Annotated in this window: 12 protein-coding genes; 6 read left to right on the top strand and 6 right to left on the bottom strand. The window is 59.9% G+C overall.

Annotated elements, in window-relative coordinates:
- Positions 1 to 46: 46 nt before the first annotated feature.
- Together GG26_RS06815 and trpC are read right to left on the bottom strand one after the other, a co-directional pair.
- Positions 47 to 286: a DUF5340 domain-containing protein gene (locus tag GG26_RS06815; protein ID WP_011431169.1), complete on the bottom strand. Its 240-nt coding sequence runs from the start codon at positions 284 to 286 to the stop codon at positions 47 to 49.
- A 40-nt stretch (positions 287 to 326) separates the two neighbouring features.
- Positions 327 to 1,247 (bottom strand): indole-3-glycerol phosphate synthase TrpC, encoded by a 921-nt coding sequence (gene trpC / locus GG26_RS06810; RefSeq protein ID WP_011431168.1) that lies wholly within the window; start codon positions 1,245 to 1,247, stop codon positions 327 to 329.
- A 412-nt stretch (positions 1,248 to 1,659) separates the two neighbouring features.
- On the opposite strand from trpC, the gene hmpF reads away from it, so the two are divergent.
- The 5 genes from hmpF to GG26_RS06785 all read left to right on the top strand — a co-directional run bounded on the left by hmpF (position 1,660) and on the right by GG26_RS06785 (position 7,728).
- Complete coding sequence (gene hmpF / locus GG26_RS06805) at positions 1,660 to 3,387, top strand: pilus motility taxis protein HmpF (RefSeq protein ID WP_414389564.1); 1,728 nt, start codon at positions 1,660 to 1,662, stop codon at positions 3,385 to 3,387.
- Between the two features lie 482 nt (positions 3,388 to 3,869).
- Complete coding sequence (plsX, locus tag GG26_RS06800; protein ID WP_011431166.1) at positions 3,870 to 4,961, top strand: phosphate acyltransferase PlsX; 1,092 nt, start codon at positions 3,870 to 3,872, stop codon at positions 4,959 to 4,961.
- 5 nt (positions 4,962 to 4,966) lie between these two features.
- The gene (locus GG26_RS06795; RefSeq protein WP_011431165.1) at positions 4,967 to 5,974 is read left to right on the top strand and encodes a beta-ketoacyl-ACP synthase III; all 1,008 of its coding nucleotides are present in this window, start codon (positions 4,967 to 4,969) and stop codon (positions 5,972 to 5,974) included.
- A gap of 19 nt (positions 5,975 to 5,993) precedes the next feature.
- Positions 5,994 to 6,863: an ACP S-malonyltransferase gene (gene fabD, locus GG26_RS06790; protein ID WP_011431164.1), complete on the top strand. Its 870-nt coding sequence runs from the start codon at positions 5,994 to 5,996 to the stop codon at positions 6,861 to 6,863.
- A gap of 124 nt (positions 6,864 to 6,987) precedes the next feature.
- The gene (locus GG26_RS06785) at positions 6,988 to 7,728 is read left to right on the top strand and encodes a hypothetical protein (protein WP_011431163.1); all 741 of its coding nucleotides are present in this window, start codon (positions 6,988 to 6,990) and stop codon (positions 7,726 to 7,728) included.
- A 4-nt stretch (positions 7,729 to 7,732) separates the two neighbouring features.
- Here GG26_RS06785 and GG26_RS06780 read toward each other — a convergent pair whose 3' ends face one another.
- Positions 7,733 to 9,850, bottom strand: coding sequence for a DEAD/DEAH box helicase (locus tag GG26_RS06780; RefSeq protein ID WP_414389560.1), 2,118 nt, complete (start codon positions 9,848 to 9,850; stop codon positions 7,733 to 7,735).
- Positions 9,851 to 9,926: 76 nt separating this feature from the next.
- Positions 9,927 to 10,952: an ABC transporter permease gene (locus GG26_RS06775; protein ID WP_011431161.1), complete on the bottom strand. Its 1,026-nt coding sequence runs from the start codon at positions 10,950 to 10,952 to the stop codon at positions 9,927 to 9,929.
- 198 nt (positions 10,953 to 11,150) lie between these two features.
- Between GG26_RS06775 and GG26_RS06770 the strand changes: the two genes are divergently transcribed.
- Positions 11,151 to 12,131 carry an NAD-dependent epimerase/dehydratase family protein gene (locus tag GG26_RS06770; RefSeq protein ID WP_414389557.1) on the top strand — a complete coding sequence of 327 codons (981 nt, stop codon included), beginning with the start codon at positions 11,151 to 11,153 and terminating at the stop codon, positions 12,129 to 12,131.
- 61 nt (positions 12,132 to 12,192) lie between these two features.
- On the opposite strand, the gene cobW is transcribed toward GG26_RS06770, so the two are convergent.
- Positions 12,193 to 13,251 carry a cobalamin biosynthesis protein CobW gene (gene cobW, locus GG26_RS06765; RefSeq protein ID WP_011431159.1) on the bottom strand — a complete coding sequence of 353 codons (1,059 nt, stop codon included), beginning with the start codon at positions 13,249 to 13,251 and terminating at the stop codon, positions 12,193 to 12,195.
- A gap of 131 nt (positions 13,252 to 13,382) precedes the next feature.
- Positions 13,383 to 14,732, bottom strand: coding sequence for a photosystem II reaction center protein CP43 (gene psbC / locus GG26_RS06760; RefSeq protein ID WP_414389553.1), 1,350 nt, complete (start codon positions 14,730 to 14,732; stop codon positions 13,383 to 13,385).
- Positions 14,733 to 15,001: the final 269 nt, after the last annotated feature.

Below are 15,001 nucleotides of genomic sequence, written 5' to 3'. Positions count from 1 at the left end.
CCCAATGCCACCAGCTTGATGCTAAACCTTCCAGTGGGCTGGAAGGTCAAGAGGGTGGCTGAGGCTCCTCTATGTTCCAGCGGTAGTCCACCTGATAGCCCCGCTGTCGCCAGTCCTCTTCCAGTTGCAACTGTTGGGTCAGGGCTTTGCGCAGAGAGTTGATCAGCTCTTGCGTGCGGCCTCGGTTGCCGAAATCCTGCTCTTCGACAGTGGGAAACGTTTGCCGCTCGAGAACCCGCAGCAGAAATTCGTAGTGGACGTGAGCCGGCACAGGAATACGTTTCATCGATCTAGGCCCTTCTTGGGATCCATTGACAATCCTGGGCTTACTGGGATGACAACAGGGAGCGGACGGCTTGGCCGGGATCCGGCTGCGTTACCAGCGCTTCCCCCACCAGCACAGCGCGCACCCCCCAACTGCGCAACTGCTGCAAGTCAGCAGGGGTGTGGATGCCAGACTCGCTGACCACCGGCAGATCGCCGAGGCGCTCCCGATGGGCGACCAAGAGATCCCGCGTCGTGTTCAAGTCCACCGCAAAGGTTTTGAGATCCCGATTGTTGATGCCGATCAGCACCCGTCCTTTGGCCTGTTGCAGGTGCGGCAAGGCCAAAACCCGCTGCAACTCTTGGCAAGTGTGCACCTCCAACAGAGCCGCCATGCCCAGTTGCTGAATGAGCTTGAGAAAATAGCCCAAGTCCGCATCCGAGAGAATGGCGGCAATCAACAGTACCGCATCCGCTCCCAGAGTGCGGGCCCAGAGGATTTGGTAAGGGTAGAGGATGAACTCCTTGCACAAGATGGGGATCCCTACCGCCTGGCGGATCTGGCGCAAGTACTCGCCGCTGCCCTGAAAAAACCGCTCATCCGTGAGCACCGACAGGCAACTGGCTCCCGCCGCCTCGTAGCTTTGGGCAATGGCCACCGGATCAAAGGGATCGCGGAGAACCCCACGGCTGGGGGAAGCTTTTTTCACCTCAGCGATAAGGGAAACGGGGTGAGGGGATTGGGTGAGGGCCGCCACAAAATCCCGCACCGGTGGCGCTTGCTCCAGTTGCTGCTGCAATTGCTTCAGAGGAAGCTGTTCCCGTTGGCGCTCCACCTCCTGCTCTTTGTGCCAGACGATCTCCTCCAAAATGTGGCGTGGCTCGGCCTCTGGAGCCTTTGTCCGGTACACCTGCGAGGCCACCACCACCGGCGGGGCAGGAGAACGCCGACGAACGGCAAGCAGCTCACCTTCCAGCTCCATACCACCCCTGAACAGAACTCTACACCTCACCCTAAACTACTCTAGTGTGCTGCTGTCGGTTTGAATAGCTACTCCGAATATCCCCAAACCGCCTCTGGCAAAGGTGTTTTTTTTACTCTATGGTTGAGTTTAGGGCTGAGCAGCAGCCGATGCCGGTTAGACTGCCAGTTAAGCAGAGAGCCGGCGGAGGCGCTGCTTGAGGCAAGACAAAGGTGCTGCTCAGGACGAGATGGCTCGAGACAGATCCAAGTCAACCCGGGTCAAGCGAGAGGCTTGACGCAGGTTTTCGCGCCCCGGGGTGCCTTGCTCCGGCAGCCGTTTCGTCTCCCCATCTTGCCCAACTGTGGGCAAAGGCTCGGCTGAGGCAGAGTTTGGGATATTGCTGTCCATGCTGTTTTGAAGGAGTTCGGGCGTGCTGTACCTGGCAGAGCTATCCAAGCCGATTGGGTTTGCCAAATCGTCGCTGCAATTGCTAGCCAAGCAGCAGCAGGACAACACCTGGGTGGCCGTGAACGAAGAATCGATTACTCTAGAGGGCCGCATCGCCCAGGAGGCCGGGCGCTTCAAGGATGGGGCCTTGGTGCTGGCAGAAATCACAGGCAGCCGTCAGATTACCCGCATCAACGAAGCCGCTCGCCAACTGGTGACCTACCTACAAAACTTCAGCCAACTTCAGCTCAAAGCCCGCAGCCAAGAGGAAGAGATTGAAAATTGGCGCAAGTCCCTCACCTTTCAGGCGCATGAGCTGACCCGCCGCGAGATGGAGCTGGCAGCCCAAGAAGAGGAGGTGCGGCGGCTGTACGAGCAATACAAGGGCGTGGAGGAAGAGCGCAAGCTTCTAGACAGCCTCAAAGAGGAGTTGGCAGCCCAGCAAGCCTACCTGGCCGAGCAGCAGCGCCTGATCGGAGAACAGCGAGAAGCCCTGAACCGGCAACGGCAGGAACTGGAAGCTCAGTTGCAAGAGGCCCGCTCCAGCCGGCTGGGGGAAGCAGAAGCGGTCCAGCTCCAGATTTTGTTGCAAGAAGTTCAGGAGAGTTTACATTTCTCCGCGAATCCCTTGGCTCTTCTCCAGAGTTTAAAAAGCCAGGTTCAGCAGCAGCAGGATCACTTCAATCAAGAGATTGCCCAACTGGAGCAAGAACGTCAGCAGGCCCACGCTCAACAGGAGGAGCTGGATCGAGACTACCATGCCTGGCGGGAGCGCTGCGCCGCCTGGTGGGGATCCCAACGATCCCTGGAGCAGAGCCAAGCCGAATGGCATGCCCGCCAGGGATCCCTGCGAGCCTATCAGGAGCAACTGCAGAGGATCCTTCAGCAGTTGCAATCCCAAGAGAGCTTGTACCAAAAAGCCTATCGCCTGGTGCAGGAGTACGACTTTATCGTCGATGGCAGCAGCAACGGCAGGGCTGGGGAGCCGGCGATCTCGGTCGAGGAGCTGGCGGCCTTGGTGAGCCAACTGCGCCGAGATTACGAGCAGCGGGCAGCCCAAGTCAGCCAACAGCGGGCCGAGCTGGAGCAAAACCGGCAAACCCTGCGGGAGCTGCAAGAGCGGCTGGCCACCGCCTCTCCGGAGGAGCGGTTCGACATCGAACTGGATATCGACTACGCCCAGTCTGCCTGCAGCGCCCTAGAGGAAGCCCTGCTGCCTCAGGAGAAAAACCTGCAACGGGAATACGAGGAGCTGGCCCGCCAGGAAGCCCGCCTTAGGCAGCTTCAAAATCAGGCTGCCGCCCCAGTTCAGGTCGATATCGGGCCGATCCTGGAGCAGATCGGCAGCCAGAAGCAGGAGCTTCTCCAAGAAAAAAGCCGCCTGCAAACCCTCGTCCACCAACTGGAATCCTCTCTGCCCTTTCAACAAGAGCAACTGGCCCGCCAGCAGCAGGAATTGCAGCAGCAGTGGCAACAGTTGCAGCAAGAGGAGGGATCCCTGCGGGCCCGCACCCAGGCGATGGCAGAAACCTGGGGCCGCCTCAACCATCTGCAGGCCACCCTCTACCCCGAGCGAGATCGCTGGGCGGAGTTAGCGGAACAACTGGCTCAGTTGGAGGCAGAGCTGGCTCAATATCAAGAAAGGGGCTCCACGGCCAGCGCCCATGTCCAGCAGGTGCAATCGCTCCTGGCCGCCCTCACCCAGCGGTAAGGAGCTGTGTCCTGTCGTCTTCCCAAGCAGGCAGGCAGTGCCCACACATTCCTTTTGACACAAAAGGATAGCTTGGTAGCCCCGTACTTGAGGACGGGGCGGAAAAGCCCTTGAGCCACTTTAGTTGCTTCTTTAGAGCTTCTCCAGGAAAACAACCTACTGCGGTGCCAAACCCGCGCGGCAATGACTAACCTGGAGGAACTGAAGTCCTCCGAAGTAAGCAGAACTTTGAGGTTATGCCTCAAAAGACTATCTAGGGGCGTCTTGACAGCGCCTTCGCCAGTCCATTTTGGGCTGCGTAAGAATCCCCTGCCTTCAGGCGCTGGGAGTGTCAAGGGCTTGACGGCCTCAACCAAAGAGAGCAAATCTGGTAAAATTCGGTAGCGCCTTGTAGATAGCGGGATCCCAACTTCTCAAGGCAGAGGAGCAGCGGAGATCCCCGCATTTTATCTGTCAGGAGTGTTCCAGTGTGAGGTCAGCTTGTGCGAATTGCGGTCGATGCGATGGGGGGTGACTACGCTCCCGAAGAGATCATCAAGGGCGCCCTGCTGGCCCATCGCTATCTTCAGGTGGGGATTGCGCTGGTCGGCCGTCCAGACGCGCTTGAGCCTTTCTTGCCCCGGCCCCTGCCTCCTGGGATCACCGTCGTGCCCGCTGAGGAGGTAGTGGGCATGGCGGAAGAGCCCCTGGCGGTGCGCAGGAAGCCGCAAGCCTCTATCAACGTCTCCATGCAACAGGTGCGCGCCAAGCAGGCAGATGCAGTGGTGGCTGCCGGCAACACTGGGGCTACGATGGCCGCTGCCTACCTCAACTTGGGCCGATTGGCGGGGATCGACCGCCCGGCCATCGGTGCTCTTTTGCCCACTTTGAAGGGCAAGCCGGTCTTGCTTTTGGATGTGGGAGCCAACGTGGACTGCCGGCCCCGCTTCTTGGAACAATTTGCCCGCATGGGATCCCTCTACTGCCAGTGCGTGCTGGGGATTGAGAAGCCGCGGGTGGGCCTGCTCAACATTGGCGAGGAGCCCAACAAGGGCAACGACCTGGCCCTGGCCACCCATCAGCGCCTGACCCAGTTGCCGGGGATTCACTTTGCCGGCAACGCCGAGGGGCGAGACGTGCTGACGGGGGACTTTGATGTGGTGGTGTGCGACGGCTTTGTGGGCAACGCCCTGCTCAAGTTTGCCGAGAGCGTCGGCCAGGTGATCACCCAGGTGCTGCGGGAGGAGTTGCCCCGCGGCTGGCGTGGCAAGCTGGGCTGCTGGCTGCTGCAGCCCAATCTGAAGCAGGTGAAGCGGCGCATGGACTATGTGGAATACGGCGGCGCTTTGTTGCTGGGGGTGAACGGCATCTGCGTCATTACCCACGGCAGCTCCAAGGCGGCGATGGTCTACCATGCCATTCGCCTGGCCAAAGAGGCGGCGGAGCAGAAGATCCTACAGCGGCTGCAAGCGGAAATGGCCGACTCTCACCCATCCAAAGTCAATGCCGGAGAGAATGCTCCTCCTCTGGCCTCAGCCTCTAACCCCAGTCCAGAAGCCCTGCCGGTAGGATCCCTGGATCGGGTGGAAGGATAGCGTTCATGCCCAGCAATGGCCTCCCGAGCGTGCGGCTGGTGGGGGTGGGGGCTGCCCTGCCGACTCCCTGCCTGAGCAACGACGACCTCAGCCAGATCGTGGAGACTTCCGACGAGTGGATCTGGCCCCGCACCGGCATTCGCCAACGGCGCATCCTGCCCCCCGACCTCAGCCTGGTGGATTTGGCGGCGCAAGCGGCAAAGGCTGCCCTGGCGCAGGCCGGCATCCCGCCCCAGGAGCTGGATCTAATCCTCCTGGCCACCTCCACCGGCGTCGATCGCTTCGGCTCCGCTCCGCGGGTGCAAGCAGCGCTGGGGGCGACACGGGCGGTGGCTTTTGACCTGACGGCAGCCTGTACAGGGTTTGTGTTTGCTGTGGCCACGGCGGCCCAGTTTCTGCAAACCGGGCTGTACCGGCGGGCGCTGGTGGTGGCGGCGGACGTACTCTCTCGCACAGTGGACTGGACAGATCGCACCACCTGTGTCCTATTTGGGGACGGGGCAGGGGCGGTGGTGCTGGAAGCCGCAAGAGAGGGGGACGGCGGCATCCTCAGCATCGAGCTGCGCAGCGATGGCAGTGGCAGCGAGCTGCTCAGCCTGGCCATGGCCACCGAGGCCAGGCCCCTGGTGGGATCCCTGCAGGTGGGTCAATACCGCTGCTGCCCCATCGCCATGAACGGCCGTGAGGTGTACAAGTTCGCCGTCCAAGCGGTGCCGGAGATTATCGAGAAGGCTCTCTTTCGAGCTGGGATTGCCGCAGCAGCCGTGCAAGGCTACTTCATCCACCAGGCCAACCAGCGCATCCTCGATGCTGTGGCCAAGCGGCTGCAGTTGGATCCCCAGCGGGTGGCCAGCGTTCTGGAGCGCTACGGCAACACCTCCGGCGCCTCGGTGCCGATTGCGCTGGCCGACTGGATTGGCCAAAGGCGGTTTGGCCCTGGGGATTTGGGGGTGATGGCTGGCTTCGGCGCCGGCCTCACCTGGGGAGCAATTGTCTTTCGTTGGGGCAGATGAGTTGGAGAGTATTGAACTGATGAGCGTTGCCTGGATCTATCCCGGTCAGGGATCCCAAGTCGTGGGCATGGGAAGGGATTTACAAGATTGGCCAGGGGCGGCCCGCAAGTTGGCTGTGGCCCGCGAGGTGCTGGGATGGGATCCCCTGGCGCTCTCGGAAGAGCAGATCCATCAGACCGGCTACACGCAGCCGGCTTTATTCACTGTATCGGCCCTGCTGACGGACTATCTCTACGCTCAGGGTCAGGCTCCCGCCTGTACAGCCGGCCACAGCTTGGGAGAATATAGCGCCCTCTACGCCGCGGGGGTATTTGATTTTGAGACTGGCCTGCGGCTGGTGGCGCTGCGGGGCCAGTTGATGGAAGCTGCAGGGGATCCCCCCGGCAGCATGGCGGCGCTGATTGGGTTTGATCGCGACAAGCTGGAGCACCTGTGCCAGATGACTCCCGATGTGGTCATTGCCAACGACAACAGCCCGGATCAGGTCGTGATCAGCGGCTCGGTCGAGGGGGTGCAGGCCATCTGTGAGCAGTTGCAGGCCAAGCGCACCGTTCCCCTCAAAGTCAGCGGCGCCTTCCACTCGCCCTTGATGCAGGCGGCGGCGGAAACCTTTGCCCACACCTTGCGCGAGGTTGACTTTCAGGCTCCGCGAGTGCCGGTCTACAGCAATTGCACGGCTGCCGCTAGCCGAGATCCCCAGGTCCTCAAGCAGGCACTGCTGTCTCAGATGACTGCCCCAGTCCGCTGGCGAGAAACGGTGCTGCAGATGGCCGCCGACGGCATCCGAGAGGTGTGGGAAATCGGCCCTGGCAATGTGCTGACGGGCTTGGTGAGGCGAACGGCACCTGCCCTGGGACGGTGCAACATCAGCAGCCTCAGCATCGGCTAAGGGATCCCGGCAGCCCTGTTGCTGCAAGTTGCGTTGCTAGCTCCTCAAGGGAGAAGGGCTGCGGGTGAGGAAACCTCCCCAAACAGCAGTTAGGATCAATGAAAACCTGTTTCTGGGGCCGACGATGCCGTCTTCTCCCCCTCGCCAGCTTTGGGTCAATGCTTTTCCCGCTTTGGCTGGCCTTGCCGTGGCCCTCGGCAGCCTGGGATCCGGCGGATCCCTGTGGCAGTCGGGGGCAGCCGCTTTGGCTACGGGCATGACCGGCTACCTCGCCTCCGCCCTGGCTGGGAGTGAGTCCAAAGCCAAAATCCACCTGCTGGAGCAATCTCTGGAGCACCTCAAAAGCCGGCAAGAGCTAGGTTTACAGCACCTGCAAAACGAGCTGGCCGATCTGCGGGCTGCTCTTGCCAATTGGACACCCCTTCGGCAGGAAGAGAAAGCCGGCGATGGAACTGATGCTCAAACCTATTTTGAGTTGGGATCCCAGATCCAAGCTCAGCAAGAATTGCTTTCACAATTGCGTACAGAAGAGCAGAATCTAAAAGCCTCAATAGAAGACTTGCAAGCCAAAAAACAAGAGCTTGTACAACTTTTGAAAGAGTACGTTGCGAAAATTGACCAACTCCGCTGCAAACGGGATCTTTTGGCCCAAGAGATCGCCCGCCTTAATCAAGCTCGCCAAGCAACAGGCTGCAGCAACTTTGCCGCCCACCCCTCTGGGTTTGGAAAGGGATCCCTGGGCTTCAGCTCCGTTTCTGCCACCGCCTACGACGAAATTCTTGCAGCTATTGAGGAGCGAGTAAACGACTTGGACGACATGGCAAAAGCGATGGCAGAGCTGAGCTCGCTCGAGGGCAGATGGTAGCCTATCAGACGCCTTCCGAGTCCGGATCTATTTCATGAATTCGCCGCAGGGATCCCTTATTAAAGGCCGGGAAGCGTAGATAGGGGTACTGTTCCTTGGCCTGCTGCAGCTCTTGAAAGGCGGGGGCCAGGTGGTCTTGGGGGGAGATCCCTGTCACGACACACCAGATCTTGGTGCGTGTCAAGGCCACAAAAGCTTGGTTGCGCCGGCGCAGTTGCTCTTCCACACTGAGCCCCGGTTCGGTGGCGTTTTGAAACTGGCAAACGTAGACTTTCCAAGCTTCATTGCCTTTGGCCCGGAAGATCCCCGCTAGGGTGACATGCCCCGGCAAGCGGAAAATATCCTGACCGGCATCTTCGCCGGCTATGAGAGCTCTAATTCCTCTTTGTTTGAGCTTGGCCTTCAGGCTTTCCCAATAAGGTCTGCTCTTCTTGAAGCTGCCTACACCGGTAACCAGGAGATCCTCCGGCTGAAAACTCCACTGCTTCAGGTCGCGCTCGATTTGTTGGGCAATCCAATTCTGCTCCTCTTCCTCAGAAGGGAAGGTGCGCCAGATTAGCAGCGATTGCGGATCCACCTTGGGCTCAAAGTCTTCTTGATCGATGGGATGGCAAGCCTTGCGGGTGAGGGTAATTGTGGATCCAGGCTTACGAAAATCGCCTTCTACCACTTCGTAACCTAAATTTTCCCACTGCCCTTTTTGAGTAACTCCCTGCAAAGGCTGGTCTCCACGCAAAAGACCCATGTTGATGGCATGGGCAGCCATGAGAATAATCTTCGGAGTGCGGTAGCAATGGGGCAACACAGTGGCCCGCCCTCCCAACTGCACTTTGGGCTTGCCTGTCTCGTCGCGCCCGAATAGCTCGGCTATTCCTGGCACCGTCAGCGAGCCAATGCCCTGGGCTTCGTCATAGGCCCAATAGAGCCGTTTGGGATCCCGTAAAGCCCGATAGGCTAAACGGTAAAAGGCAGGGGGCAAATCTTGACCTTCATCGATCAAAATAACATCGAAGAGCTGAGGGATTTCCTTGGCTTCTTTTTCTAACTTTTCGCAGACGTAGTCGAAGGGCTCAGTTGTATAGTCATTTTTATCCCTTAGCTCTGCCTTTGCCCGCTCCAAGCTTTTGGGCGTTAAGCCACATTCGTTAGCGAGCAATCGATAGAACCCAGTTTGATTTTGGGATCCCCAGGCGTGCATCACCTGGATCTTTTTCCAGTCCGGCTCAAGGTCAAACTTGCTCTGACAGACCTTTGAGATTTGCTCGCGAATTTGGTGATAGAGAGAGCGGGTGTAAAAAACTACCGCAATGTCCCAATCGGGGTGGTCGGCGTGGAGCTTGGCCGCTCTGCGAGTCAAGACTACCGTTTTGCCTGTCCCCGCCAGGCCCCGCAACCGCTGTGGCCCCTCAGGATATTGGGTGGCAATTTTGCGTTGGTCTTCATCAAGCTTAAAGATCTGCTCTTGGACGCGACGGATCACCGCCTGGGGATCGTAGCTGTAAGATATTGGGTCATCGCCGGGATCCCCCAACTTTATTCCCAACGTTTTGAGGATCACTTCCCATTCTGTGGCGTTGAGAGGAGCGCCATTGGCCTTTTTGGCCGCATACAGAGTCTGCCGCAACTGCTCTGGATGCTCCAAATCATCTGCAAAAAGCAGCGCCCCGAGAAACGGGGGATCCCTGAAGCGCTCCTGCCATTCTTGTCGCCGAATGCGAGGCAAAGCCAGCCGATATTGCCAGGCAACGCGAGCTTGGAGAGGCCGGGTTTCCGGATTTTGCTGCAGCCAATTCTTGATCTGAAACATTTGGTTATCGGCCTGCCCCAAGGGGGTCTCGGTTTCCCTGTGCCACTCCCGCATGCGCCACTGGCTGCCGTCGATGGCTTCGATATTGTAAAGGTTGCAGCCCTTACACTCGAAAACCCAAAAGCCCAGTTCAAAATGAATCAATAGGATGTCGGGCTTGGCCGTGACGTGGCCCTGATGGTTATAGATACTGAACTGATGGAGGAGGTAGCCGGGATCGGATCCCAGGGCCTGCCGCAGCGCATTCCAAACCACTGCTTCCGCAGCTACCCCAGGTAAGCTGTCGTCCAGAGCGCCGTCGGGTTGAAAGTGCATGGGGGATCCCTCGTTTTCCAACTTGAACCCAATGTACAACAGGAAACCTGAGCTCTTGGGGAAGGATCCAAAGCCCCTAAAGCAAAGACTCAGGTCGGATCCGGGGATCCACCCACATCAAGAGCAGATCGGCCAACAAATTGCCCAGAATGAGCATTACGGCCCCCAGCAAAAGCCCGGCCATCACCACGTTGATGTCGAAGCTCTGGACCGCTTCCAAGAGCAGCTTGCCCAGCCCCGGCCAGTTGAAGAAAAACTCGGCAATAAAAGAGCCGCTGAGCAAATTGGCAAACTCAAAGCCCAAGATCGTGATCAAGGGGTTGACGGCGTTGCGCAATGCATGCAGCCAGATCACCCGCCATTCCGGGATCCCACGCGCCCGCGCCGCCTGGATGTATTCCTGCCGCAGCACGTCCAAGAAGTTGCCGCGGGTAATCCGCTGCAGCCCGGCAAAGCTGGTGATACTCAGGGCCAGCGTGGGCAAGAGCAGGTGACGGCCCAGATCCAGCAGCTTTCCCCCCCAACCCAGCTCGGCAAAATAAACACTGGTCATCCCGCCCACCGGCAGCCAGCCCACGTTTTGGGCCACGATCAGCAGCAAAATGGCCAGCACAAAGCTGGGCATGGCCTGCCCCAGGTAGCTGAGCAACTGCAACGCCCGATCCAGAGGAGTGTTCTGCTGCAGCGCCCCCAGGATCCCCAGCGGAATGGCGATCATCCAAGTCAGCAAAACGGAGCACACTGCCAACAGCAGGGTGGCGCCGGCGCGGGAGAGGATGAGCTGCGCTACTGGCACGCGATAGGTGTAGCTGACGCCAAAATCCCCCTGCAGCAGATTGCCCAGCCAGGTCAAATACTGCCAAAGCAAGGGTTTATCCAAGCCCAGCCGCGCCTCTTCCTGGGCGATAAACTCCTGGCTGATACTGGGATCCGCCCGCAAGGGATCCAAAAAATCGCCGGGGGCCAGTTGCAGGAGCAAAAAGCTGAGCACCGTGATCAGCAGCAGCACCGGCACCGCTTGGACCAGCCGCTGCAAAACAAGGGCTAGGGGAGGCCAAAGGCTGAACACCCGTCCAGCAGGGGGAGAAGAGGTTGCGGCCACAGGCAGAAGTCGAGTTGAGCGAGGTCCAAATCTCCCTGGGAGTGGGATCCCTGTCGAACTATGCTGCCATTCTCGCGGCCAAATTTCCAGGTTGCTGCCTGGCTTGGAACAGGGCGCAGTTGCCCGTTAGGGGAATTGGGGGTTAAGCCAATCCGGCAGGCGCAAGCTAAGGCGGTAGACTAGTCAGAAGCTTTTTCGATGAGTTGCCGTTGGGAAGATCTCTTGCGAAACCTGTTTCTTACCGGCGCTAGCGGCTGTCTGGGGCATTATGTGTTGGAGCGCCTGGCCCAACAAAGGGATCCCGAGTTTCCGGAGCAGCCCGCCTACCACCTGTACATTCTTATCCGCAACCCCAGCCGCCTGCGGTTGCCCCCGGAGCGTTTGCCTGCCCCCATCACCCTGGTGGCCGGCGATCTCCTGCGCATTCGGGAACACGCCGCCCTGCTGCGGCAGATGGATGGGTTGATCCACATGGCGGCGGCTTGGGGGGATCCCACCCTGACCTGGGCGGTGAACGTCACCCACACCTTGGAGTTGCTCAGCTTGTTGGATCCGGAGCGCTGTCAGCAGGTGATCTACTTTTCCACTGCCAGCCTTTTGAATCAAGCGTTAGAACCTTTGGCCATCGCCGGCCAGGCCGGCACCGACTACATCCGCAGCAAGTACGCGATGCTGCTGCGACGGCAGGAAAGCAGCTTCTGGCCAGATCGCCTGCTCACCCTCTACCCCACCCTGCTGTTTGGCGGCAGCCCCCACCACCCCTACTCCCACATCACCGCCGGCCTCAAGGAGGTGCTCCGCTGGCTGGATTTGATCCGCTTTTTGCGGGTGGATGCCAGCTTCCACTTCATCCACGCTGCCGATGTGGCCGAGATGGTGGCCCATTGGGTGGCCCATCCGCCGGGGGGAGGGGATTGGGTGTTGGGCAACCCCCCCTTGTCGGTGGATGAATGCGTAGAGCAGGTGTGCGCCTATTTTAAAAAACGGATTTATTTCCGCCTGCCCCTGCCCATCGGCCTATTTCGCGCCCTAGCCTTCCTACTTCGGGTGCGACTTTCGGCCTGGGATGAGTACTGCCTGCGCCACCGCCACTTTGTCTATCCGGCCCTCTCCCCAGCAGCGCTGGGCTTGCCCTGCCGCTTCCCTACCGTAGCCTCTCTTCTCGACGCCTACCTCTAGGCCACCTTTGATAGAGTCACGCAACTCCCCTCTCCCCAGGGGTAAGGGATCCCGACAGGGATCAGCCGGCAGAGGCCACTGCTTCTCTGTGAGCCAAGCCTTGAAGCTGAGCAGCAATGCGCTCCCGGTCGAGCCTCTGGCCGATGAACACCAGGCGGGTCAACCGCGGCTCTTGCGGGCGCCAGGGGCGGTCGTAGTAGGTCTCAAATCGGGATCCCACCCCCTGCAGCACCAGGCGCATCGGCTTGTGGGGCACGGCCACAAACCCCTTTACCCGGTAGAGGCATTCCTCTTGAGCCAGTTGACGCAGTTGGGCAACTAGGGATCCCGGCTCATAGCTGCCCTCCAGGCTGAGGCAGAAAGACTCAAAAGCTTCGTGCTCGTGCTCCTCCTCGAAGTCGTGGTGGCTGGGGCGGCGCTCCAACTGATCCTCCACCGCCGCCTGGAAGCCCAAGAGCACTTCTGGGGCAACCTGGCCCCGCTCACAGGGGAGAACTCGAACCTCAGGGCGCAATTGTTGCCGCAGCCAGCTCTCCACCTGGGTTCGCTCCTTCGGCGTGATCTGATCCACCTTGCTCAGCAGCACCAAATCAGCGCAGCTCAACTGATCCTCAAACAGCTCCTCAATGGGAGTCTCGTGATCCAGGCTCTCATCGGCCTGACGCTGCGCCTCCAGCGCCGCCAGATCCCCCACCAGTTGCCCAGAAGCCAGGGCCTGGCCATCCACCACTGCAATCACCGCATCCACCGTGGCGCCGGTGCGAATGGTGGGCCAGCGGAAAGCCTGCACCAGCGGCTTGGGCAAGGCCAATCCTGAAGTCTCAATCAGGATGCAGTCCAGCTCTGCCCGCCGCCGCAGCAGAGCCTCCATGGTCGGCAAGAACTCCTCCTGCACCGTGCAGCAGAGGCAGCCGTTGGCCAGCTCCAGAATGGGGATGGAGCCCCCTCCCTCGCAGAGTTGGCAATCCCGCAGCAGTTCGCCGTCGATGCCCACTTCGCCAAACTCATTGACCACTACGGCGATGCGGCGGCCCTGGTTGTTGAGCAAAAGGTGACGGATCAAAGTGGTCTTGCCGGATCCCAAAAATCCGGTGATGACCGTAACCGGAACTTTGTGCATCTTGATTTGCGCATTCGGCCTTCCCAGTCTCTACCCGTGCTTCCCTCTCTGTCCATCCCGGCAGGGGGGATCCCCAAAAAAAGGCCCCCTGCCGGGGGCCAAAGGTTGTGATCTCCGAGAGACTTCCGGGCTTATCGGATCGGCTTCATCCGGTAAACCGGCTCGTTCTCGCGGCTGATCCCCTTCTCAAAGCCGGCAGCAGCGGCGCGCGCGCGACCAGCATGCCACAGGTGACCGACGAAGAACAGGAAGCCGAAGATGAAGTTGTGGGCTGCCAGCCAGGTGCGCGGGCTGGTGAAGTTCACCGTGTTGATCTCGGTAGCCACACCCCCCACCGAGTTCAGGGATCCCAGCGGCGCGTGGGTCATGTACTCTACCGCACGGCGGGCCTGCCAGGGTTGGATGTCGTTCTTCAGCTTGTCCAGATCCAAGCCATTGGGGCCCAGCAGCGGCTCTTTCCAAGGGGCCCGCACATCCCAGAAGCGCATCGTCTCACCGCCGAAGATGATCTCGCCCGTGGGAGAGCGCATCAGGTACTTACCCAGACCGGTGGGGCCTTGGGCCTGGCCGATGTTCGCCCCCAGGCGCTGGTCGCGCACGATAAAGGTGAGGGCTTGGGCTTGCGAGGCTTCCGGGCCGGTGGGGCCGTAGAACTCGCTGGGGTAAACGGTGTTGTTGAACCAGATGTAGCAGGTGGCAATAAAGCTCATCAGCGAGACCGCCGCCAAGCTGTAGGAGAGATAGGCCTCTCCCGACCAGATAAGAGCACGGCGGGCCCAGCCAAAAGGCTTGGTGAGGATGTGCCAGATCCCACCGGCAATGCAGATGATGCCGATGTAGATGTGGCCGCCGATCACATCCTCCATGTTGTCCACGCTGATGATCCAGCCGTCGCCGCCAAAGGGAGACTTGAACAGGTAGCCGAAGATGACCGCCGGGTTGAGCGTGGGGTTGGTGATCACCCGCACGTCGCCACCCCCCGGAGCCCAGGTGTCATAGACGCCACCAAACCACATGGCCTTGGCCACCAACAGGAAAGCCCCCAACCCCAACAGGATGAGGTGGATCCCCAAGATGGTGGTCATCTTGTTCTTGTCTTTCCAGTCGTAGCCGAAGAAGGGGAAAGACTGCTCCAGGGTTTCCGGGCCGCGCACGGCGTGATAAATGCCCCCCAACCCCAGCACGGCGCTGGAGATCAGGTGCAGCACCCCGATGACAAAGTAGGGGTAGGTGTCAATCACCTCGCCGCCCGGGCCAACTCCCCAGCCCAGAGTGGCCACGTGGGGCATCAGGATCAGGCCCTGCTCATACATAGGCCGATCCGGCGTGAAGTGAGCCACCTCAAACAGCAGCATCGCTCCCGCCCAGAAGACGATCAGGCCGGCGTGGGCTACGTGAGCGCCCAAAAGCCGACCGGAAAGATTGATCAAGCGAGCATTCCCGGCCCACCAGGCGAACCCGCCCTGGGTGCGATCCTGCATCGCTGCGGAACCAAACGTCGTTGAAGTCACTGAGGCCAGCCTCCGAAAACAGTAAAGGTCACAGTACAGCAAAAGATATGAGGTGAAAAGCAAAGGAGCTTAGGAATGGCCGAGCGCCTACCCATCCAATCCAAGACTTGAATAGGCGAACGCTCGGCCTCGGCTCTCACGTAAAGGATCGAGAGAACTCAAGCGTTCGACAGCCAGCGCCAGTTTAGAGCGCGTTGCCGCGGGGCAGGACTTCCTCGGGGAACTCAAAGCGCTCGTGC

The organism is Synechococcus sp. 'PEA 65AY6A-5F PE A' (assembly GCF_047462575.1).
Classification (GTDB): domain Bacteria; phylum Cyanobacteriota; class Cyanobacteriia; order Thermostichales; family Thermostichaceae; genus Thermostichus.
This window is presented reverse-complemented; position numbering and strand designations above follow the sequence as displayed.